Annotated in this window: 16 protein-coding genes; 8 read left to right on the top strand and 8 right to left on the bottom strand. The window is 60.8% G+C overall.

All coding sequences use genetic code 11. From position 1 onward, the window contains the following. Positions 1-188: 188 nt before the first annotated feature. Positions 189-446, top strand: coding sequence for a hypothetical protein (locus HX814_RS18880; protein WP_003215856.1), 258 nt, complete (start codon positions 189-191; stop codon positions 444-446). Positions 447-500: 54 nt separating this feature from the next. On the opposite strand, the gene HX814_RS18875 is transcribed toward HX814_RS18880, so the two are convergent. Further along, a complete protein-coding gene (locus HX814_RS18875; RefSeq protein WP_003215854.1) occupies positions 501-1,118 on the bottom strand; it encodes an FKBP-type peptidyl-prolyl cis-trans isomerase in 618 nt (205 codons plus the stop codon). Positions 1,119-1,231: 113 nt separating this feature from the next. Next, positions 1,232-1,720, bottom strand: coding sequence for a TIGR00645 family protein (locus tag HX814_RS18870; protein ID WP_003215853.1), 489 nt, complete (start codon positions 1,718-1,720; stop codon positions 1,232-1,234). A 166-nt stretch (positions 1,721-1,886) separates the two neighbouring features. On the opposite strand from HX814_RS18870, the gene HX814_RS18865 reads away from it, so the two are divergent. Continuing rightward, positions 1,887-3,722 carry a hypothetical protein gene (locus tag HX814_RS18865; RefSeq protein ID WP_177008708.1) on the top strand — a complete coding sequence of 612 codons (1,836 nt, stop codon included), beginning with the start codon at positions 1,887-1,889 and terminating at the stop codon, positions 3,720-3,722. A gap of 51 nt (positions 3,723-3,773) precedes the next feature. Here the strand turns inward: HX814_RS18865 and HX814_RS18860 are convergent, their stop codons facing one another. Together HX814_RS18860 and HX814_RS18855 are read right to left on the bottom strand one after the other, a co-directional pair. Beyond that, positions 3,774-4,100 (bottom strand): hypothetical protein, encoded by a 327-nt coding sequence (locus HX814_RS18860; protein ID WP_003215849.1) that lies wholly within the window; start codon positions 4,098-4,100, stop codon positions 3,774-3,776. Between the two features lie 200 nt (positions 4,101-4,300). Further along, the gene (locus HX814_RS18855; RefSeq protein ID WP_003215847.1) at positions 4,301-6,739 is read right to left on the bottom strand and encodes a Lon protease family protein; all 2,439 of its coding nucleotides are present in this window, start codon (positions 6,737-6,739) and stop codon (positions 4,301-4,303) included. A gap of 267 nt (positions 6,740-7,006) precedes the next feature. On the opposite strand from HX814_RS18855, the gene HX814_RS18850 reads away from it, so the two are divergent. The 4 genes from HX814_RS18850 to HX814_RS18835 all read left to right on the top strand — a co-directional run bounded on the left by HX814_RS18850 (position 7,007) and on the right by HX814_RS18835 (position 10,757). Beyond that, positions 7,007-7,495, top strand: coding sequence for a DUF3015 domain-containing protein (locus HX814_RS18850; RefSeq protein ID WP_003215845.1), 489 nt, complete (start codon positions 7,007-7,009; stop codon positions 7,493-7,495). 94 nt (positions 7,496-7,589) lie between these two features. After that, positions 7,590-9,443 carry a DUF4105 domain-containing protein gene (locus tag HX814_RS18845; RefSeq protein ID WP_087695249.1) on the top strand — a complete coding sequence of 618 codons (1,854 nt, stop codon included), beginning with the start codon at positions 7,590-7,592 and terminating at the stop codon, positions 9,441-9,443. Between the two features lie 389 nt (positions 9,444-9,832). Then, entirely contained in the window at positions 9,833-10,189 is a 357-nt protein-coding gene (locus HX814_RS18840; protein WP_003215838.1) for a hypothetical protein, read from the top strand. A 70-nt stretch (positions 10,190-10,259) separates the two neighbouring features. After that, a complete protein-coding gene (locus HX814_RS18835; protein WP_003215837.1) occupies positions 10,260-10,757 on the top strand; it encodes a GreA/GreB family elongation factor in 498 nt (165 codons plus the stop codon). On the opposite strand, the gene gdhA is transcribed toward HX814_RS18835, so the two are convergent. Then, entirely contained in the window at positions 10,754-12,091 is a 1,338-nt protein-coding gene (gdhA, locus tag HX814_RS18830; RefSeq protein ID WP_003215835.1) for an NADP-specific glutamate dehydrogenase, read from the bottom strand. The two genes, HX814_RS18835 and gdhA, sit on opposite strands and share 4 nt — an antisense overlap. A gap of 349 nt (positions 12,092-12,440) precedes the next feature. Continuing rightward, a complete protein-coding gene (gene ettA, locus HX814_RS18825; protein ID WP_003215833.1) occupies positions 12,441-14,105 on the bottom strand; it encodes an energy-dependent translational throttle protein EttA in 1,665 nt (554 codons plus the stop codon). Between the two features lie 285 nt (positions 14,106-14,390). Here ettA and HX814_RS18820 point away from each other — a divergent pair, with 285 nt between their 5' ends. Together HX814_RS18820 and glyA are read left to right on the top strand one after the other, a co-directional pair. Further along, positions 14,391-18,242: a bifunctional diguanylate cyclase/phosphodiesterase gene (locus tag HX814_RS18820; RefSeq protein ID WP_102369934.1), complete on the top strand. Its 3,852-nt coding sequence runs from the start codon at positions 14,391-14,393 to the stop codon at positions 18,240-18,242. A gap of 241 nt (positions 18,243-18,483) precedes the next feature. Next, positions 18,484-19,737 carry a serine hydroxymethyltransferase gene (gene glyA, locus HX814_RS18815; RefSeq protein ID WP_008432824.1) on the top strand — a complete coding sequence of 418 codons (1,254 nt, stop codon included), beginning with the start codon at positions 18,484-18,486 and terminating at the stop codon, positions 19,735-19,737. Between the two features lie 197 nt (positions 19,738-19,934). On the opposite strand, the gene yjiA is transcribed toward glyA, so the two are convergent. Then, positions 19,935-20,894 carry a GTPase gene (gene yjiA / locus HX814_RS18810; RefSeq protein WP_003215828.1) on the bottom strand — a complete coding sequence of 320 codons (960 nt, stop codon included), beginning with the start codon at positions 20,892-20,894 and terminating at the stop codon, positions 19,935-19,937. Between the two features lie 147 nt (positions 20,895-21,041). Further along, complete coding sequence (locus HX814_RS18805) at positions 21,042-21,239, bottom strand: YbdD/YjiX family protein (RefSeq protein ID WP_003176208.1); 198 nt, start codon at positions 21,237-21,239, stop codon at positions 21,042-21,044. Position 21,240 lies beyond the last annotated feature (1 nt).

Raw genomic sequence — 21,240 nt, 5'->3', positions numbered from 1 at the left:
CTCCATCCCGTGCCCTGCACGGGATGGCGCTTCACCCTCCCCGCGTCACTTCCGCACTGGCGGCAAAAGGCCAGGCCTTTTGATCAAAAACAATATCCACACAGAAAAGTCCGGAAATGGCCAATAGGGACTTGCTATTCTACGAATAAGAATTATTCTCATTGAAACCCATCAAGGAGATACTTCCCATGACTTATTTGATCGATGCCTGGCTGGACCGTCCACACCCTTACCTGCGAATCCTCCATCGGGAAACCGGGGAAGTCTGCGCGGTGCTGGAAGAAGAGGCGTTAAGCGAACTGCAGGATCAGGGCGACCTGGACGTCAATGGCCTGAGTTCCAGTGAGCCCGGGGTGCTGAAGGAAGTGGTGAGAAATCTGTTTCTGTTCTGCTATGCCCGAGCGTTGCGCCCGGTGACGGATCTCAATGGCAAGTTTCATCCATGAGCAACCGCGCAAAACACTGCAGGAGCGAGCAGGCTCGCTCCTGCAGGTAAGGTCTTACAGAACGTCGAGCAGCTCGACGTCAAACACCAGAACGCTGTGCGGCGGGATGCTGCCAACGCCTTGAGCGCCGTAAGCCAGTTCGCTCGGCACGTACAGGCGCCATTTGCTGCCGGCATTCATCAGTTGCAGGGCTTCGGTCCAGCCGGCGATCACGCCGCCAACCGGGAATTCCGCAGGCTGGCCGCGCTCGTAGGAGCTGTCGAACACAGTGCCGTCGATCAGGGTGCCGTGGTAGTGAGTCCGCACCTGGTCTTCACGGGTCGGCTTGGCGCCGCTACCTGCAGTCAGCACTTCAAATTGCAGGCCGGAAGCCAGGGTGGTGATGCCGTCACGCTTGGCGTTTTCAGCCAGGAAAGCCAGGCCTTCGCCAGCAGCAGCTTCAGCCTTTGCAGCGGCTTCGGCTTGCATGATTTCGCGGATGACCTTGAAGCTGGCGGCCATTTGCTCCTGGTCCACACGGCTAGGCTTGCCGGCAAAAGCGTCGGTCAGGCCAGCCAGGATCGCGTCCAGGCTCACGCCCGGTGGCGGGTTGTCGCGCAGCTGGTCGCCCAACTGACGGCCAATGCCGTAGCTCACGCGGGTTTCGTCGGTGGACAGATTAACTTCGGACATGGAAAGGCTCCGCTGTAGGACGACACAGGTGCCGTCCAAACTAAAAGGGCGAGCAGACTAGCACACAAGCCACGCCCTTGATGAGCCCCGCGCAGGAGAGCGCCAGGGGCTGATTAATGCTTGGTAACCTTGTCCAGGTAGCCCATGGCAAACGCCGACACCACGAAGGTCATGTGAATGATCACGTACCATTTCAGGTGCTCGGGATCGACGTTCTTGGCGTCCATGAACACCCGCAGCAGATGGATCGACGAAATCGCTACGATGGACGCCGCGACCTTCATCTTCAGCGACGAGGAGTCCATGGTCCCCAGCCAGTTGAGCTTCTCCTTGCTTTCGTCGATGTCCAGCTGGGAGACGAAGTTCTCGTAGCCGCTGATCATCACCATCACCAGCAGGCCGCCCACCAGGGCCATGTCGATCAACGACAGCAGCACCAGGATCACATCCGACTCGCTCATGGTGAACACGATGGGAATCACATGAAACACTTCCTGGAAGAACTTCAGGCCCAGCGCCAGCAGCCCCAGGGACAGCCCGAAATAGATCGGCGCCAACAGCCAGCGTGAGGCATACATTGCATTTTCGATAAAGCGTTCCATTGAATCTCACACAGCTTGGCTAAAAATGGCGGCGAGTATACCAGCCGCACCCAAACCCCAGAAACCGTCGAGAAAACTGATCTGTACGGCATCTGTTAAGGAATTTTTCTGCTAGTGTCGAGCTCATCAACTCGGCTCGATGATGTCGGACAGGAAAACTCAGATAATGGATGTGCGATCCCCTTTGGCCAGCCTTGGCCTGTGTGCGGCGTTGCTGATGGGCAGCGGTTGTTCCCCAAGCGATGAACACAAGCAAGCCAGTCTCGAAGAGAAAACCGCCAAGTTCGAACAATCCCTGGACGCCATCCAGGACCCCAAGCTCAAGGACGCCGTGTCCGAGCTCGGAGGCTCGCTGCTGTTGCTGGAACGGGCGCGCGCCAAGCTCGCCACCAAGCCCATCGAGGCCGAGTACAGCGAAGACGCCCTGGCGCTGCTCAAGCATTACCCTACGCCGCAGGCCCTGGTCGATACCTACATCAATGGCCTGTTTGTCCTGCGCAAGGCGTCCCATTCGGACTACCTGACGGACCTGCAGCCGATCTTCCCGTTCAACTTCAACATGCCCGACCAGTTCCCCTTCCCACACGGCCTGGAATGGCAGTCGGTGACCCTGAGTAACAACAAGGTCATCCCGTTCCAGCCGGAATGGTCGGAAACCGACCCGGGCATCCAGTTGAGCCCCACCAGTTCCAACCTGACCAACCCCGATGACCTGACGGTGACCTACCCGTTCGTCGAAGGCGTCGAGACGGAGAACAAAAGCCAGCCGCAGCCCGTCACCCTCAAGGGCAAGGTGGAAGTGATTGCCCCGCGTAAAGTCTTCACCTTCGACTTGGCGAAAAAGGACGTGGGCCGCAAGCGCACCGAAGAAAACGTCACGGTCACCCTGCTGACCCTGGAAAAGAACTACGCCGAGATCGAACTGACCAACAGCGCCCCGCTGGCGCCGGAAGTCGCGGACGAATCGCCGAACCCGTTGCTGGTGCAGGCTCGTGACACCACCGGGCAATTTCTCTCGCGCTCGGGCTCGATCAACGAAAACGCCGCGCAACTGGCGTTCTACGAGAAGCAACTGGCCGAAATGCAGAAGCAGAAGGCCTGGTCCGACGCCTTCGAGAAACAGCTGGAAGACGAGCAGAAAGCCTTCGAGCTCAAGCAGAACAGCCATTACACCAAGGTGTACTTCAATGGCCTGATCGACAATGTGCAAGTCAGCGTGCTCGACTTTTCCCAGGCCACAGTGACCCGCAAGGACCTGGACCTGCCCGTACGGCGCTTCGACAAGAACAGCCTGGAAAAAACCGTACAGCCGTTGCCGATGCCCGTCACGGTGTATGACGACCAGGCTGCGGATTGGCTCAAGGACGCCACCCTGTCCGAAGACCAACTGAAGAAAAGCGTCACCATCAACCAGTCGGTGGATGACGCCAGTGCGGCGCACGTTGAGTTCGATCACCCCTACACCTTCAACGACGACCTGCTGGGCGAGGACCGCGGCGGCGGCGATGCCCCGGTGACGTTCCTCACCGCCAACGACGAAGGCAAGCTTGGCGAGCCGATCGAACTGCCCGCCGAAGCCTACGAGGTCGACCCGGGGCGCGGCACCATCACCTATGACTTGAACCTGTTTCCTGAAAACCCGGGGTTTGCCGTCGGATCGATGCCGCTGTTCCTGGCGACCATCGAGAAAGGCAGCCTCACTGCCGGGCAACTGCCCAAGGGCCTGGAGCTGAAGGACAACGCGCTGATTGTCGACCAGAAGCTGTTCCCCTCTGACAGCTGGCGGTTCTATGCCAAGGACGCCAGCGGCAACTACCTGAAGGAAATTCTCGGCGTCAGCCACCGCGCCGAGGAATACGGCACGGCGCTGTTCGACGTGCATTACTTCTACGGCCAGCCGACGACATTGGAAACCTACCAGCGCACCGGCCTGGACACGGTGCAGTATGGGTTTGAGGTGAAGCTGGACAAACCCGAGGCGGCCCCTGCCCCCAAGCCATAGCCCCTCCCCCGTAGCAGCTGTCGAGCGCCAGCTGCTACGGGGGGAGTGCGGTCAGCGGATATCGCTTAGCACCGTCTGCCGCCCACCGTTGAGTTGTCGCAAGTGCGCCTGCAGGTGCAGGCACCAGATCTGCGGGTCGTCAGCCAGCTCGTACCCGTGCAGGGTCAGGCTTTCAACAATCGAATCGAGGATGGTTTGTGCCACGAAAGGTCCGTGGAACGGGCCTTGGGACTTGATGGTGGAGGGTTGTTCGCCGGTCATTCCGGCGGCAAACAACAAGGTCCACATCCCGGTATCCCCCGCGAGAGGGCGAATGGAACATTCGATACGGGTGACCAGGCCCAGGCACTGGCGGGTGAGGCAGAGGTTGCGCGACATGGCGGCGACCCTCGGTAGATCCGGTATTCAGCCTCGCAATGCAAGACTGTTTCTATCCAGCGACTCCTGTGGCTATCCCTTGAGCTGAGAATAGAAGAAACCCGGTACAAACCAAGGCTGGGGGACCAACGGACGACTGCCGTCACGACGGCGTCAAAAATATGCCGAAGGGACCTGGAACCAGGCCCCTTCGGCATTGATTACACCGGCTTGGTCTCAGCCAGTGCTTCCTGCGCCAACTCCTTCTCGGCTTCCTTCAGGTCATCTTCACTGATCATCTCGGCGATCGCCCGCAGACGCTCCACCACCCGCGCATTGACGCTGCCTTCGGGGAATTGCCCCTCTTCGTCGGGCGAACCCGCAGGCTCACCCACCAGCAGGCTCAAGGCCTCGTCGGCCTGACGCACGGCATAGACGTGGAATTGCCCCTGCCGCACGGCCTGCAACACCTTCTCATCGAGCATCAGTGTCGCGACGTTGGCCTGGGGAATGATCGCCCCCTGCTCGCCGGTCAGCCCGCGGGCCTCGCAAAGACGGAAGAAACCTTCGATCTTCTCGTTGACCCCGCCGACCGCCTGCACCTCACCAAACTGGTTGATCGAGCCGGTGATGGCAAAGCACTGCTTGAGCGGCGTCTTCGACAGGGCCGAGATCAAGGTGCAGGCTTCGCCCAGGGACGCGCTGTCGCCGTCGACATAGCCGTAGGACTGCTCAAGGGCGATACTCGCCGATATCGCCAACGGGAATTCCTGGGCATAACGGCTGCCCAGGTAACCGGTGAGGATCATCACGCCCTTGGAGTGAATCGGCTGGCCGAGGTTAACTTCACGCTCGATATCGACGATACCGCTGCCGCCCGGGTACACCGTGGCAGAAATCCGCGCCGGCACACCAAACGCCGAGTCACCCACCTCCAGCACCGTCAGCCCGTTGCACTTGCCCACCGCCGCGCCGGCGGTGTCGATCAGGATCACCCCGGCGAGCATGTCGTCGAGAATCCGCGCCGACACCCGCCCGGTGCGCGTGGCCTTGGCCTTGAGTGCGCGCTCGATGTGCCCGGAGTCGGTGCGCTCATCACCGGCCAGGTGACGAATGAAGTCCGCCTCGCTGACCAGCTGGAACAAATCACCGATACGCGCCGACAAGCGGCCCTGGTTCTCCGCCAACCGCGCGCTGTAGGTCGCCAGCCGCGCCACCGCATCGGAGGTCAACGGCGCCATGCCTTCTTCCGAGGTGCGGGTTTTCAGCAACTGGGCGAACTGCTCCAGGCTTTCATCCACCATCGGGATGTCTTCGTCAAAATCCACCAGTACCCGGAACATCTCCTGGAAGTCCGGATCCGCGTCCTGCAACGCGTAGTACAACTGGCGGGAGCCGATGATGATCACCTTGAGCTGCAACGGGATCACTTGCGGGTTGAGGGTCACCGTGGCCAGGCGGCCCAGTTCGCCCAGCGGTGATTCCATCTTCAGCTTGCGCGATTGCAAGGCACGCTTGAGGGCGTCCCATACAAACGGCTCGCTGAGCATCTTCTCGGCTTCAAGGATCAGGAAACCACCGTTGGCACGATGCAGCGCACCCGGGCGCAATTGGCGATAGGTGGTGTAGAGCGCGCCCTGGTCGGTGCTGTATTCAATACGACCGAACAGGTTGTCGTAGGTCGGATGCGGCTCGAAGACCACCGGGGCGCCACCGTTGATCGGATGCCCCACCACCAGGCTCGGGCAGTACTGTTCTTCCAGCAACTTGCGGGCCTGGGCGTCGGTTTTCGCATCGTCCACCAGTTGCTCGACCACGGTTTTCAGCAGGTAGACCTGCATCGCCTGCAAGTAGCCGCAGACGGCCGCGTTCTCCGCATATTTTTCGGACAACGGCGCCAGCAGTGGCTGCAAGGCCAGCGTGATGGTTTCTTCGTTGAACTGGCGCATCTGGTTATTGGACTCGCGCTTCCACTGGGGCAGGCTGGCGAGTTCTTCGTTGAGGCGTTCTTCCAGTTCGGAAATATCGGTGTGGAAACGCTCGCGGTCGGCTTCGGGCAACTGCGAGAACTCGGCCTCGTCCAGGGCCTTGCCGTCGAGCATCGGGGTAAACGCAATGTTGGTGCTGTCACGGTACAGCGCCACGTCTTTTTCCAGGGCCAGGCGCTCGATGACGTCCAGGGCACGGTCGTAACGCTGGTTGAAGGCACGGTCGATGGCGCTTTTGCGCTGTTGATACGTCGGGTGTTCAAACACCGCCGGGAAGGTCGCGACCAGGTTGTCGATCAGGCCGTTGATATCGGAGATGAACGCGGCAGCACCGCCCGCAGGCAGTTCCAGCGCGCGGGGTTCGCGAGGCTCATCGAAATTATTGACGTAGACCCAGTCGGCCGGGGTCTGCAGGCGCTTGCCTTCGGCCTTGAGGTAGCGTTTGACGAACGAAAAGCGCCCGGTACCGGGCTCGCCCATCACAAATACGTTGTAACCGGGGCGTGGCATGGCCACACCAAACTGCAAGGCTTCGACCGCACGTTCCTGGCCAAGCACACCGCGAAAGGGCTCCAAATCATTGGTGGTCGAGAAGCTGAACTGTTCAGCGGAAAAAGGACGAGTCAGCGCTTCGGGCGCTAGACGCAAGCTGGCAGCAACAGGATCAGGCATCGGGCTTCCTTACATCAGGCGGGGCAGATGACGGCATTCTGGCGCCGGGTTGGGCCGGCTGGCAAGGACGGCTTGGGGAAAGCATAGACCCGTGTTCGGGGCTGTAAAAAAACCGAGTGTTTCCGGCTTGTTTCATAAAAAGTCACGGAACCCTTGGATCATGCCTAAACTCCAACCTGCTGCGGGTTGGACTAATAACCGACCCCTAGGGTGCTGTCAGGCACCTGAACCCTTGTCCATTGGTTTGCACACAAAGAGAACAAAGCTATGAAACGGATCCTTCTCGGTACTCTCTTCACCGTCGTCTCCCTCAATGCAATGGCAGAAGCGCCAGGTGGCCCGAACTGCGGTTGGGGCAACATGTTGTTCGAAGGCCAACGCGGCACTCCGGCTCACTTCCTGGCCTCCACCACCAACGGTACCTCGGGTAACGCCACGTTCGGCATGACCTCGGGCACCAACGGCTGCAGCACCAACAGCGCACTGACCTACGGTGGCAAATCGTGGATTGCCATGAATGGCATGATGAACGAGCTGTCCGAAGACATGGCCAAGGGTAACGGCGAAGCGCTGACTACCTACGCTGTAGTACTGGGCGTTGCTCCTGAAGACCGCGAGCACTTTGCCGCTGTGACTCACGAGCACTTCCAGCAAATCTTCAGCAAGGCTGACGTAACCGCTGATGACGTGCACAACAACACCCTGGCTGTACTGAAAAGCGACACCCGTCTGGCGAAATACGCTACCCAGGCTTAAGCTCGACCCGCCCGTGCCTTTCGAGGCACGGGTTTTTATTATTTTTGGACCTGCCTCCCCTTTGGGTCTTTTTATCTCGACTTAAGTTGCCCACATGCTCAAACGCCTTGCCTACCTGGCACTCTTCGCCTGCGCCCCGCTGTATGCGGCGCCGCACCTTGATGATCAACGTTTGCAGCAACTGGCCAACGACCCGTTCTGGCTTTCACTGGGGCACTACGAATCCGGCAAGTTCAAAGGCTGGCGTAGCTATGTCAGCGACAAGAAATTCTTCCTCGCTCCCGATGGCGCCCACCATCCGGACCAGGAGCTGAAGGCCACTGTCGAGGCGCTGTATGCCCCGGCCAGCCTCGGCGAAAAGCACGCCCAATGCGTTTACCCGGCACGTACACGCTGGCTCAAGGACCAGTTGCACCTGAGCGACTTGCCGGCGCTGGACTGCAAGGAGTTCAAGCAATGGTTCAAGGACGTCGCCCCCCACAGCGCGGTGATGATCTTCCCGGCGGCCTACCTCAACAGCCCGTCATCAATGTTCGGCCATACCCTGCTGCGCATCGACCAGGCTGACGTGCAGAGCAACAACACCGCCCTGCTCAGCTACGCGATCAACTTTGGCGCCTATATCGAAGGCTCGGACAACAGCATCCTCTACGCCTGGAAGGGCCTGATGGGCGGCTACCCGGGCCTGTTCGCGCTGGTGCCCTACCAGGAAAAACTCTCGGAATACCGTAGCCTGGAGAACCGCGACCTGTGGGAATACCGCCTCAACCTGACCCAGGTCGAGACCGAGCGCATGGTCGAGCACGTGTGGGAACTCAAGCAGATCCAATTCGACTATTTCTTCTTCGACGAAAACTGCTCCTATCGCCTGCTGGAACTGCTGCAAGTGGCCCGCCCAAGCCTGCGGTTAACCGAACAATTCCCGCTGACCGCGATCCCTACCGACACGGTAAAAGCCGTGAAAGAAGCCGGCCTGGTGGAGAAAATCGATTACCGCCCTTCCCGTGAACGGGAGCTGCTGGAACGCGCCAAGCCGCTGGACAGCGACGAGCAGCAATGGGTGCTGAAGATCAGCGACGACCAGAAACAACTGCAGGACCCGGCGTTCAAGGCCATCGCCAAAGACCGCCAGGCCCTGATCATCGACGCCGCCTACCGCCTTGGCCGCTACCGCGCCAACGGCCTGGAGCGCGACACCGAACGCTCCCAGCGCAGCTTCGAACTGCTGCGGGCGATCAACCAGAACCCGGCGCCGGACCTGAAGATCGAACGCCCCGGCCTGCCCGAAGACGGCCACGAATCCCGCACCTGGCAAGCCGGCATCGGCACCCGGGGCGACAAGGCTTTCGGCGAATACGGCCTGCGCATGGCCTACCACGACCTGAACGACAACGCCGAAGGCTTCCCCTTGGGCGCGCAGATTGAAATCCTGCAAATGAAACTGCGCCAGTACGAAGGCAACCACTGGCAATTGCAGCAACTGGATCTGGCAACCATCCGCTCACTGACCCCACGCAACGAGCTGCTGCAGCCCTGGTCGTGGCAAGTCACCGGCGGCCTGGAGCGCGTACCGGGCAAGCATGACGACGAGACACTCGTCAGCCACGTCAACGGTGGCGCGGGCGGCACCTGGCAACTGCGCGACGACATGCTTGGCTTCGCCCTTGGCACGGTGCGCGTGGAGCACAACAGCGACTTCGGTGAAGCCATCTCCCCGGCTGCCGGGTTCAATACAGGTGTGTTGTGGCGCAACCCGCTGGGCAACCTGAGCCTGGAAGCCAAGGGTGACTTCTTCACCAATGGCGAGGTGCGGCGCAGTATAAGCCTGAATCAACAGTGGGAATTGTCGCGCAACCTGGGGCTGAGACTGAGTGCGCAGCGGGAATACAGCCACCTCGCGACACCGGTGAACGAAGTGATGCTGGAAGTAAAGTGGTATCACTATTAATCCCTGAGCCGTAGATCGTTCCCACGCTCCGCGTGGGAATGCATCCTGTGACGCTCTGCGTCACGACCTTTAAAAGCGGACGCAGAGCGTCCAAAGCGGCATGCCCACGCAGAGCGTGGGAACGATCTCTAATTAGTCCATAAGGAGCTTGCTCCCGTTGGGCTGCGCAGCAGCCCCAAAACCAGACACCTCACCCTCTCTGGAATATCTCAATACCCTGAACAGGGGCCGCTTCGCGCCCCAGCGGGAGCAAGCTCCCTCGCCACAGGGGACGCGTGATCGCCCGAAGCCGCAGCGTCACACGGATTTCTCACATCCGTTTCACATACCCCGAACGAATCCACTCCTACACTTCCCCCATCAGCCGTTCAACGGCCAGGGAGCAAGCGATGTGGCGGTACGCTGTAGTGCTGGGCCTGTTGGCCCTGCTGTCGGGTTGCCAATCAACCCATGAGGATTTGCTGGCCAAGGGTTATCCACCCGCCTTCGCCGATGGCTATGACGACGGTTGCAGCAGCGGCCGCCAGGCTGCCGGGGTGATCACCGGGGAATTTCGCAAGAACGTCCCGCGCTACCTGAAAGACCGCACCTACGCCGAAGGCTGGGATGATGGCTTTCGCCAATGCAAGGCCATGCGCGAGAACGAAGACCTGAACGACTACAAGAATCGCCACTGGGACGACCGCGAACGCGCCTGGCAACAGGAAAAAGACCGCGACGCTGCCAGGGCCTTTCGCTCGCAATAGGTCGCTTCCAGACATCCAGCGAAACTTAACCCCTGCGACCATGGCCCAAACTCCATAGCAGGAGAACGTCATGAGTCGAGCTTTCGTCAACGAAGACAGCGCCGCTGCCCAGGCCAGCCAACCGGTGGAACGCCAGGTCAGCGCGCAACCCAATCACCTCACTGCCCGCGGACTTGCACAATTGCAGGCCAGGGTCGCGCAGTTGCAGCATGAGCACAGCGAAGAATCCGCCAAGGGCGAGCAGGCCGATAAACAGCGCCAGGCCGACCTTGAGCGGGATTTGCGTTACTTCAACCAGCGCCTGCAAAGCGCACAGGTGGTGGCGCCGGCAACCTCCACCGACAAGGTGCAAATCGGCAGTTGGGTGACCTTTGCCAACGAACAGGACGAAGAGCAGCGCATTCAGTTAGTGGGCGAAGACCAGGCCGACGCCACGGTGGGCCTGATCAACTGGGGTTCGCCACTGGGCCGCGCTCTGCTGGGTGCACAGGTGGGCGACGAGGTGCTGTGGAGGCGCCCCGTCGGTGATCAGTTGATCGAAATCCTGCGCATCGAACCCGAGGGTTAAACGATGCCCTGGGCCAGCATTGCATCCGCAACCTTCACGAAGCCTGCAATGTTGGCGCCCTTCACGTAGTTGACCCGGCCGTTCTCTTCGCCGTAGTGCACGCACGCATGGTGGATCGACTGCATGATGTTGTGCAGCTTGCTGTCCACTTCACCGGCGGTCCACAGCAGGCGCATGGCGTTCTGCGACATCTCCAGCCCGCTCACCGCCACCCCGCCGGCATTGGACGCCTTGCCTGGCGCGAACAGGATGCCGGCCTCGATAAAGATATCCACCGCCTCCAGGGTGGTCGGCATGTTGGCGCCTTCGGCCACGCAGACGCAGCCATTGCGCAACAGGGTGCGCGCCGCTTCGGCGTCCAGTTCATTCTGGGTGGCGCAGGGCAACGCGATGTCGCAGGCCAGTTCCCAGGGTGCTTTGCCGGCGCGGAATTCCAGGCCGAAACGCGATGCCAGCTCGCTGATGCGCCCGCGCTGTACGTTTTTCAGTTCAAGCAATGCCGACCATTGTTCTTCGGTCAAACCGCTTTCGCAGTACAGAGTGCCTTCGGAGTCGGACAAGGAAATCACCTTGCCGCCCAGGTCCATGACCTTGCGCGCCGCGTACTGGGCGACGTTGCCGGAGCCGGAGATGGCCACGCGCTTGCCTTCGACCCGCTCGCCGTTGCGCTTGAGCATTTCTTCAGCGAAGTACACGCAGCCAAAACCGGTGGCCTCCGGGCGAATCAGGCTGCCGCCGTAGCTCATGCCCTTGCCGGTCAGCACCGAGGTGAACTGGTTGCTCAGGCGCTTGTACTGGCCGAACAGGAAGCCGATCTCCCGGGCGCCCACGCCAATATCACCGGCGGGCACGTCCACGTCCGAGCCGATATGGCGATACAGCTCGCTCATGAACGCCTGGCAGAAACGCATCACCTCGGCGTCGCTCTTGCCCTTGGGATCGAAGTCGGAGCCGCCCTTGCCGCCGCCCATGGGCAGCGAGGTCAGGGAGTTCTTGAAGGTTTGCTCGAAGGCGAGAAATTTCAGCACGCCCAGGTTCACCGACGGGTGGAAGCGCAGGCCGCCTTTGTAGGGGCCGATGGCGCTGTTCATCTGGATCCGGAACCCGCGATTGACTCGTACCTTGCCCTGGTCATCTTCCCACGAGACCCGGAACACAATCGCACGCTCCGGCTCGCAGATGCGCTCCAGGATGCCCGAGTTCAGGTAGTGGGGATTGGCTTCAAGAAACGGCCACAAACTGCGCAGGACTTCTTCCACGGCCTGGTGGAATTCCGGCTGGTCGGGGTCGCGTTTCTTGAGGCGGGCAAGGAAGGATTCAACGGATTCGATCATGAAAAGTCTCGGCAAATTTATTGTCGTTAAAGGAGATTTGTCCCGGACTTTATCAATTCATGTCGCACCGCGACAGGGCAAAATGTCGCTTTTGTGAATTTAAATGGTGCATTAGATATAAATACAGGCGTTTTTTGCACCTTAATGAGGATTTCAATCCAGGCCTTGCACCAACAGTTAATCCGCTATCGCAGGCAAGCCAGCTCCCACATTTGATCCAGTACATCCATGACAATGCGGTCAACTGTGGGAGCTGGCTTGCCTGCGATGCAGACGACGCGGTCCACCTGAAAACACGCAAAAAAAAGCGGAACCCGAAGGCTCCGCTTGTTCAAACCACCAACCCGGATCAGGCCAGCTTCTTGTGCCGTACACGATGCGGCTGGGCAGCAGCTTCGCCGAGGCGTTTCTTGCGATCGGCTTCGTATTCGGTGTAGTTGCCTTCGAAGAACACCGCCTGGGAGTCGTCTTCGTACGCCAGGATGTGAGTGGCCACGCGGTCAAGGAACCACCGATCGTGAGAGATCACAATGGCGGCGCCCGGGAAGTCCAGCAGGGCTTCTTCCAGGGAACGCAGGGTTTCAACGTCGAGGTCGTTTGACGGTTCGTCGAGCAGCAATACGTTGCCGCCTTCTTTCAGGGTCAGGGCCAGGTGCAAGCGACCGCGCTCACCACCGGACAGGTCCTTGACGAACTTCTGCTGGTCGCCGCCCTTGAAGTTGAAGCGACCCACGTAGGTGCGCGACGGGATTTCGTAGTTGCCGATACGGATCTGGTCGGAACCGTCGGAAATCTGCTGGAACACCGTCTTGCTGCCGTCGAGGTCGTCGCGGCTCTGGTCAACGCAAGCCAGTTGCACGGTTTCGCCGACTTCGATGGTGCCCGAGTCCGGTTGCTCCTTGCCCATCAGCATGCGGAACAGTGTGGATTTACCCGCACCGTTACCGCCGATCACGCCAACGATGGCGCCTTTTGGCATGGAGAACGACAGGTTGTCGATCAACACGCGGTCGCCGTAGCCCTTGCAGACGTTCTTGAACTCGATGACCTTGTCACCCAGGCGCGGACCGGCCGGGATGTAGATTTCGTTGGTCTCGGAACGCTTCTGGAATTCCTGGGACTGCATCTCTTCGAAACGCGCCAGACGGGCCTTGGATTTCGACTGACGCGCCTTGGCGCCTTTACGCACCCATTCCAGCTCGTCTTTCATGGCCTTTTCATGGGCCGACTGTTGCTTGGATTCGGCGGCCAGACGGTCGGACTTGGCTTCCAGCCAACCGGAGTAGTTGCCCTCGTAAGGGATACCGGCGCCACGGTCGAGCTCGAGGATCCAGCCAGCAACGTTGTCCAGGAAGTACCGGTCGTGCGTGATCGCAACCACGGTGCCCGGGAAGTCGTGCAGGAAATGCTCCAGCCAGGCGACGGAATCGGCGTCCAGGTGGTTGGTCGGTTCGTCGAGCAGCAGCATGTCGGGGGCCGACAGCAGCAGGCGGCACAGGGCCACACGACGCTTTTCACCACCGGACAGGTGTTCAACCTTGGCGTCCCACGCCGGCAGGCGCAGCGCGTCGGCGGCGACTTCCAGCTGGCGGTCCAGGTTGTGACCGTCGGCGGCTTGCAGGATGGCTTCGAGCTTGGCCTGTTCTGCCGCCAGTTTGTCAAAGTCGGCGTCTTCTTCAGCGTAGGCCGCGTAGACCTCGTCCAGGCGGGCCTGGGCGTTCTTGATCACGCTGACCGCTTCCTCGACCACTTCACGCACGGTCTTGGTCGGGTCCAGGATAGGTTCCTGTGGCAGGTAGCCGATGTTCAGGTCGGGCATCGGGCGGGCTTCGCCGTCGAACTCGGTGTCGACGCCGGCCATGATTTTCAACAGGGTGGATTTACCCGAACCGTTGAGGCCGAGCACGCCGATCTTGGCGCCCGGGAAGAAGGACAGAGAAATGTTTTTCAGGATTTCCCGCTTCGGCGGAACAACTTTTCCCAGCCGATGCATGGTGAAGACGTATTGAGCCATGGTGAACCTAGCGTCAGTGACTGATGAATTAAGCGGGCGAAACCCGTGCCAGGCCATGCGCCGCGCGGGCCGTTGATGTCTATCAATGCCTGCGTGCGGTAGATGCCTGATTGTCTGGGGCTGGAACGCCCTCGCGTAACCGGCAAAGCTACCTGAATGCGGGTGGGCAGTCCAGCCAGGCGGGGCTGGCACTTTGCCACAACACAAGGCATGCTAGCCGCCCTCCGGGCGTCCGGCTTATAGTGCACGTCGCGCGCCAGTCCAGCCAAACCGCAGGATCACAGTTTGTCCAACGTAACGCCGCCAACTCCCCTGCGCGCCGCTCATATAGCGCCGGGAGCGCCCCTGCACGGAACCCTGAAGGGCGCATTGGCGACGCTGGTCCTGTTGCTGCTCGCGTTATTGTTCTGGCAACTGCTGGACCAGTTGCAGCAAAACCAGAAAAACCAGCAGCAATACACCATCGACTACAGCGCCGACCTGGCCGAACAGATCAGCCTGAACATGGCCCTCAGTGCGCAGATTGCGCTGAACCTGCTGCCGATCGTCGAACCGCCGCGGGACGCCGAACAGCAACAAATCCTGATGCGCACCTTGCAACGCTCCTTGCCGGAGTTGCGCAGCGTCGCCCTGCTCGCCCCCAGCGGCGCGATGATCAGTGACAGCGCCAGCGACAGCCAGGACAGCGCCTGGCTCGAAGAACTGGTCAAGCGCAGCCACGCCCAGTCCTATTACCTGAGCAACAACAACGACGGCACCGTCATCTACCTGCTGCTGCACCAGCCCAGCGGCGGCACCAAGATGTACTGGGCCTTGCGCCTGGCCCCCAATTACCTGGCCAACCTGACCCGCCAGGATGGCCAGGGCCAGCGCCCGATGTGGGTCATCGAAAACCGCCTCAACCACCGGGTGGTCAGCCGTGACAGCGGGATGCCGGCCCAATGGGCCACCGCGTTGACCCCGGACGAGTTGAACAAAAGTGTACTGGTCACGCCCCTGAGCAAGAGCGACTGGCAACTGCGCGGCCTGTTCGACCGCGCCGCCGTGCTGGAGCAACTGCTGCCGGCCTTTATCGGCAAATGCCTGTTGGGCCTGGCCTTCTCGCTGATCCCGGTGATCGTGCTGCTGAACATGCGCCGCCGCCAGCGCCAGGTGCACGAGGGGCGCCGGCGCTACCAGGATATTTTCGAAGGCACCGGCGTGGCGCTGTGCGTGCTCGACCTGTCGGGCCTGCGTGCGTTCTTCGATAGAGCCCGACTGCAAACCCGCGAGCAGTTGCAACAGTTGCTGCAAGACAACCCGGAACAGCGCCAGCAACTGCTCAAGGAACTGCGCATCACCGAGGTCAACCAGGTGGCGGTGCGCCTGCTGAATGTCGCTTCTTGCGAGCAAGCCTGGGAGCGCCTGATCGACGCCTGCCCGTCGAGCCCGACCGCCATCGGCAACCAGGTGATCGACGCGGTGCTGACCCAGCAGAAGCAGCTTGAACTGGAAATCCAGCTCAGCGATATCGAAGGCAACGACCAATACCTGTGGCTGGTGATGCGCCTGCCGGAACAGCAGGACGACTTCAAGGCCGTGATCCTGAGCATCAGTGACATCACCAGCCGCAAGCTGATCGAGTTGTCACTGGTGGAGCGCGAGGGTTTCTGGTCGGACGTGGTGCGCACCGTGCCCGATCACCTGTATGTGCAGGACGTGATCAGCCAGCGGATGATTTTCAGCAACCACCACCTGGGCCACACCCTGGGCTACAACAAGCCCGAGCTGCAGCAGATGGGCGAGTACTTCTGGGAGATCCTGCTGCACCCCGAAGACGCCGAGCGCTACCACGACCTGCGCCTGCAACAGCGCCAAGCCGGCTACCTGAGCCAGTTGCAGTGCCAGTTGCGCTTTCGCCACCGCAACAACCAATGGCGGCGCTTCGACATCCGCGAACAGGCCCTGGCCCGTGACAAGACTGACCAGGTGACGCGCATCATCGGCGTCGCCAAGGACATCACCGACCAGATCGAAGCCAGTGAATCCCTGCGTGACAGCGAACAGCGCTACCGCATGCTGGCGGAAAGCATCAGCGACGTAATCTTCTCCACCGACAGCAAGCTGGCCCTCAACTACGTCAGCCCTTCGGTGAACGCGGTGCTGGGCTATGACGTCGACTGGATCTTCGAAAACGGCTGGCAATCGACCATCGCCAACCCGCAGCAACTGACCGGTATCTACTCCCTGGTGGAGCAAGTCAGCCGCGCCCTGGACCAACCCGAATCCCTCGCGGCCTTGCGCAACGACGTGCAGACCCAGCTGTTCCTGTTCGACTGCCTGCGGGCCGACGGGCGCAAGATCCCCATCGAACTGCGCCTGGTGCTGGTGTGGGACGAACACGGCGCGTTCGAGGGCATCCTTGGCGTGGGTCGCGATATCAGCCAGCAGCGCCGTGCGGAAAAAGACCTGCGCATGGCGGCCACGGTATTCGAACACTCCACCTCGGCGATCCTGATCACCGACCCGGCCGGCTACATCGTGCAGGCCAACGAGGCGTTCAGCCGGGTCAGCGGTTATGCGGTGGCGGACGTGCTCGACCAGTTGCCGAACATGCTCACCGTCGACGAACAGCAGGAAGCCCACCTGCGCTACGTGCTCAAGCAATTGCACCAGCACAGCACCTGGGAAGGCGAAGTGTGGCTCAAGCGCCGCAACGGCGAGCATTACCCGGCCTGGGTCGGAATTACTGCCGTGTTCGATGACGAAGGCGACCTGGCCAGCTACGTGTGCTTCTTCAGTGACATCAGCGAACGCAAGGCCAGCGAACAACGCATCCATCGCCTGGCCTACTACGACGCCCTGACCCACCTGCCCAACCGCACGCTGTTCCAGGACCGCCTGCACACCGCGCTGCAATCGGCGGAACGGCAGAAGTCGTGGGTGGTGCTGATGTTCCTCGACCTCGACCGCTTCAAACCGATCAACGACTCCCTGGGCCACGCCGCCGGCGACCGCATGCTCAAGGAAATGGCCACCCGCCTGCTGGGCTGCGTCGCCGAAGACGACACCGTGGCACGCATGGGCGGCGACGAATTCACCTTGCTGCTGCAACCGCGGGTCAACCGTGAGATGGCGCTGAACCGGGCGATTCACGTGGCCGAGCAGATTCTGGCCAGCCTGGTGAAGCCGTTCGTGCTGGAGGGCCGCGAGTTCTTCGTCACCGCCAGTATCGGCATCGCCCTGAGCCCGCAGGACGGCAACGAACTCAGCCAGTTGATGAAAAACGCCGACACGGCGATGTACCACGCCAAGGAGCGCGGCAAGAACAACTTCCAGTTCTACCAGGCCGACATGAACGCCAGCGCCCTGGAACGCCTGGAGCTGGAAAGCGACCTGCGCCACGCCCTGGAACAGAACGAATTCGTGCTGTATTACCAGCCGCAATTCAGCGGCGACGGCAAACGTTTGACCGGCGCCGAAGCCCTGCTGCGCTGGCGCCATCCGCGTCGCGGGCTGGTGCCGCCGGGGGACTTCATCCCGGTGTTGGAGGAGTTGGGGCTGGTGGTGGACGTGGGTGACTGGGTGATCAGCGAAGCCTGCCGCCAACTCAAGACCTGGCACCAGAACAAGGTGCGGGTACCCAAGGTCTCGGTCAACATTTCGGCCCGGCAGTTCTCCGACGGACAACTGGGCGAGCGCATCGCCACCATCCTCAAGGACACCGGCCTGCCGCCGGCGTGCCTGGAGCTGGAGCTGACCGAAAGTATCCTGATGCGCGAGGTCAACGAAGCGATGCAGATCCTCGCCAGCCTGAAAAACCTCGGCCTGAGCATCGCGGTAGATGACTTCGGCACCGGTTATTCATCGCTGAACTACCTCAAGCAGTTCCCCATCGACGTGCTGAAGATCGACCGTACCTTTGTCGACGGCCTGCCGTCGGGTGAGCAGGATGCGCAGATTGCCCGGGCGATTATCGCCATGGCCCACAGCCTGAACCTGGCGGTGATCGCCGAGGGTGTGGAAACCCATGAGCAGCTGGACTTCCTGCGGGAGCACGGTTGCGATGAGGTGCAGGGCTACCTGTTCGGGCGACCGATGCCGGCGAACCGGTTTGAGGCGCAGTTCAGCAATGATGCGCTGTTCATGTTCGATTGAAATCCTCAGGTGATGCGGATGGCCTCTTCGCGAGCAAGCCCGCTCCCACATTCGACCGTATTCCACCTGAAGGAACCCGATTGAATGTGGGAGCGGGCTTGCTCGCGAAGGGGCCCGAACAAACACCACCTATCCCCAGATGAGCCCCGCTTGTCCGCGACATGATGTCCTTTCATATGCCATCTAAAACCCATTGGGTTAGAATGCGCTTCTTTTCTGCCCCCGATCCTTGAGGACCGCCATGTTCAGCCGTGATTTGACTATTGCCAAGTACGACGCCGATCTCTTTGCCGCCATGGAGCAAGAAGCTCAGCGCCAGGAAGAGCACATTGAGCTGATCGCTTCGGAAAACTACACCAGCCCCGCCGTGATGGAGGCTCAAGGTTCGGTTCTGACCAACAAGTACGCCGAAGGCTACCCGGGCAAGCGCTACTACGGCGGTTGCGAGTTCGTCGACATCGTTGAGCAACTGGCCATCGACCGCGCCAAGGAACTGTTCGGCGCCGATTACGCCAACGTCCAGCCACACGCCGGCTCCCAAGCCAACAGCGCCGTGTACCTGGCCCTGCTGCAAGCGGGCGACACCATCCTGGGCATGAGCCTGGCCCACGGCGGTCACCTGACCCACGGCGCCAGCGTTTCCTCCTCCGGCAAGCTGTACAACGCCGTTCAGTACGGCATCGACGGCAACGGCCTGATCGACTACGACGAAGTCGAGCGCCTGGCCGTTGAGCACAAGCCAAAAATGATCGTGGCCGGTTTCTCTGCCTACTCGCAGATCCTGGATTTCCCACGCTTCCGCGAAATCGCTGACAAGGTCGGCGCCTACCTGTTCGTCGACATGGCCCACGTGGCCGGTCTGGTCGCCGCTGGCGTCTACCCGAACCCGGTGCCGTTCGCTGACGTCGTGACCACCACCACCCACAAGACCCTGCGCGGTCCACGTGGCGGCCTGATCCTGGCTCGCGCCAACGCCGAGATCGAGAAGAAGCTGAACTCCGCCGTATTCCCAGGCGGCCAGGGTGGCCCGCTGGAGCACGTGATCGCCGCCAAAGCGATCTGCTTCAAGGAAGCGCTGCAGCCTGAGTTCAAGACCTACCAGCAGCAAGTGGTGAAAAACGCCAAGGCCATGGCCGGCGTGTTCATCGAGCGTGGTTTTGACGTAGTGTCCGGCGGTACTGAGAACCACCTGTTCCTGCTGTCGCTGATCAAGCAGGACATCTCCGGTAAAGACGCTGACGCCGCTCTGGGCAAAGCCTTCATCACCGTTAACAAGAACTCGGTACCGAACGACCCACGTTCGCCGTTCGTCACCTCCGGCCTGCGCTTCGGCACCCCGGCTGTGACCACTCGTGGCTTCAAGGAAGCAGAGTGCAAGGAACTGGCTGGCTGGATCTGCGACATCCTGGCTGACCTGAACAACGAAGCAGTGATTGACGCTGTGCGTGAGAAGGTCAAGGCCATCTGCAAGAAGCTGCCGGTATACGGCGCTTGATTGCAGTTGCTTGAATGAAAAGCCCGGCTCTTGAGCCGGGCTTTTTTATGCCTGAAAACGCTGCTTTCTCAATTTGAAATGACATCAAATGTGGGAGCGGGCTTGCTCGCGAAAGCGCTGTGTCAGTTGATGCATGGGCTGACTGATACACCGCTTTCGCGAGCAAGCCCGCTCCCACATTTTGACTGCGTTTCAAGTCAGGATTGGTAAACCCGCGCAAAGCCTTCGCGAATCTTCTCTTCCGGCAACTCGTCAGCAATAAACACAATCACACTTTCCCGCGCTTCGCCTTCGGCCCATTCGGTGTCCCAATCGAACCCGTAGAGCTTCAGCACGCCCTGGAACACCATGCGCCGGTCTTCCCCGGCAATGTTCAGCACGCCTTTGTAGCGCAGCAATTGCTTGCCGTGGTCTTCCAGCAGCTCGTTCATGAACTCGCTGAGTTTGTCGATATCCAGCGGCTGGTCAGTGCGCAGCACCAGGCTGGAAATACGATCGATGGACGGCGCCTGGCTCACCGGGCGCAGGCTCATGCCGGCGTTGAGGTTGAAGCCGCGCACATCCAACAGTTCGGCGAGGTCGATCTTGCCGTGTTCCACCACACGAATCGGCGCCCGGCGGTTGATACGAGTCAGGCGCTCGCTGAGGGCGTCGAAGGTGGCATCGTCCACCAGGTCGCGCTTGCTCACCAGCAGGCGGTCGGCAAACCCGATCTGCGCCTGGGCGATGGTCTGGGTCAGGTGGTGCTCGGCGTGGGCCGCGTCCACCAGGGTGATGATACCGTCGAGGATGTAGCGCTCGCGCAGTTCTTCATCGATGAAAAAGGTCTGGGCCACGGGGGCCGGGTCGGCCAGGCCGGTGCACTCGATCACCAGGCGGTCGAACGCGATCTCGCCGCTGTCCAGGCGCTCCAGCAACAGGTACAGGGCCTTGGTCAGGTCAGTGTGGATGGTGCAGCACACGCAGCCATTGGACAGGGTCATGACTTGCACCGGCTCGCTGCCCAGCAATTGGGTGTCGATACCGGCGTCGCTGAATTCATTTTCGATCACGGCGATTTTCAAGCCGTGCTCGGCCTTGAGCAGGTGACGCAACAAGGTGGTCTTGCCAGCGCCGAGGAAGCCGCTGAGGACGGTGACGGGAATGGGAGAGGACAAAGAATTCTCCTTGAAGAAACACAAAACAAATGTGGGAGCGGGCTTGCTCGCGAAGGCGGCGTGTCAGTCAGCACATGCATCACTGAAAGACCGCCTTCGCGAGCAAGCCCGCTCCCACAAGGGATCACCGCAGCCCGAACTACCGGGCTAGCAGCACTTGGGCCCACCCTTGCCGCCGTAACGGGCCTCCTGGCGTTCCCGGAAGAACGCCTTGTAGTCCATCATCGGTTTGTCCGGGTGTTTGGTTTGCATATGCTCGACGTAGGTGTCGTAGTCGGGCATGCCGACCATCAGGCGCGCGGCCTGACCGAGGTATTTACCGAGGCGACTGATGTCATTGAACATG

Origin of the sequence: Pseudomonas sp. C8002 (assembly GCF_013385765.1) — a bacterium.
Taxonomy (GTDB): domain Bacteria; phylum Pseudomonadota; class Gammaproteobacteria; order Pseudomonadales; family Pseudomonadaceae; genus Aquipseudomonas.
Note: the sequence above shows the minus strand (reverse complement) of the source record. Positions and strands in the feature narration are given on the sequence as shown.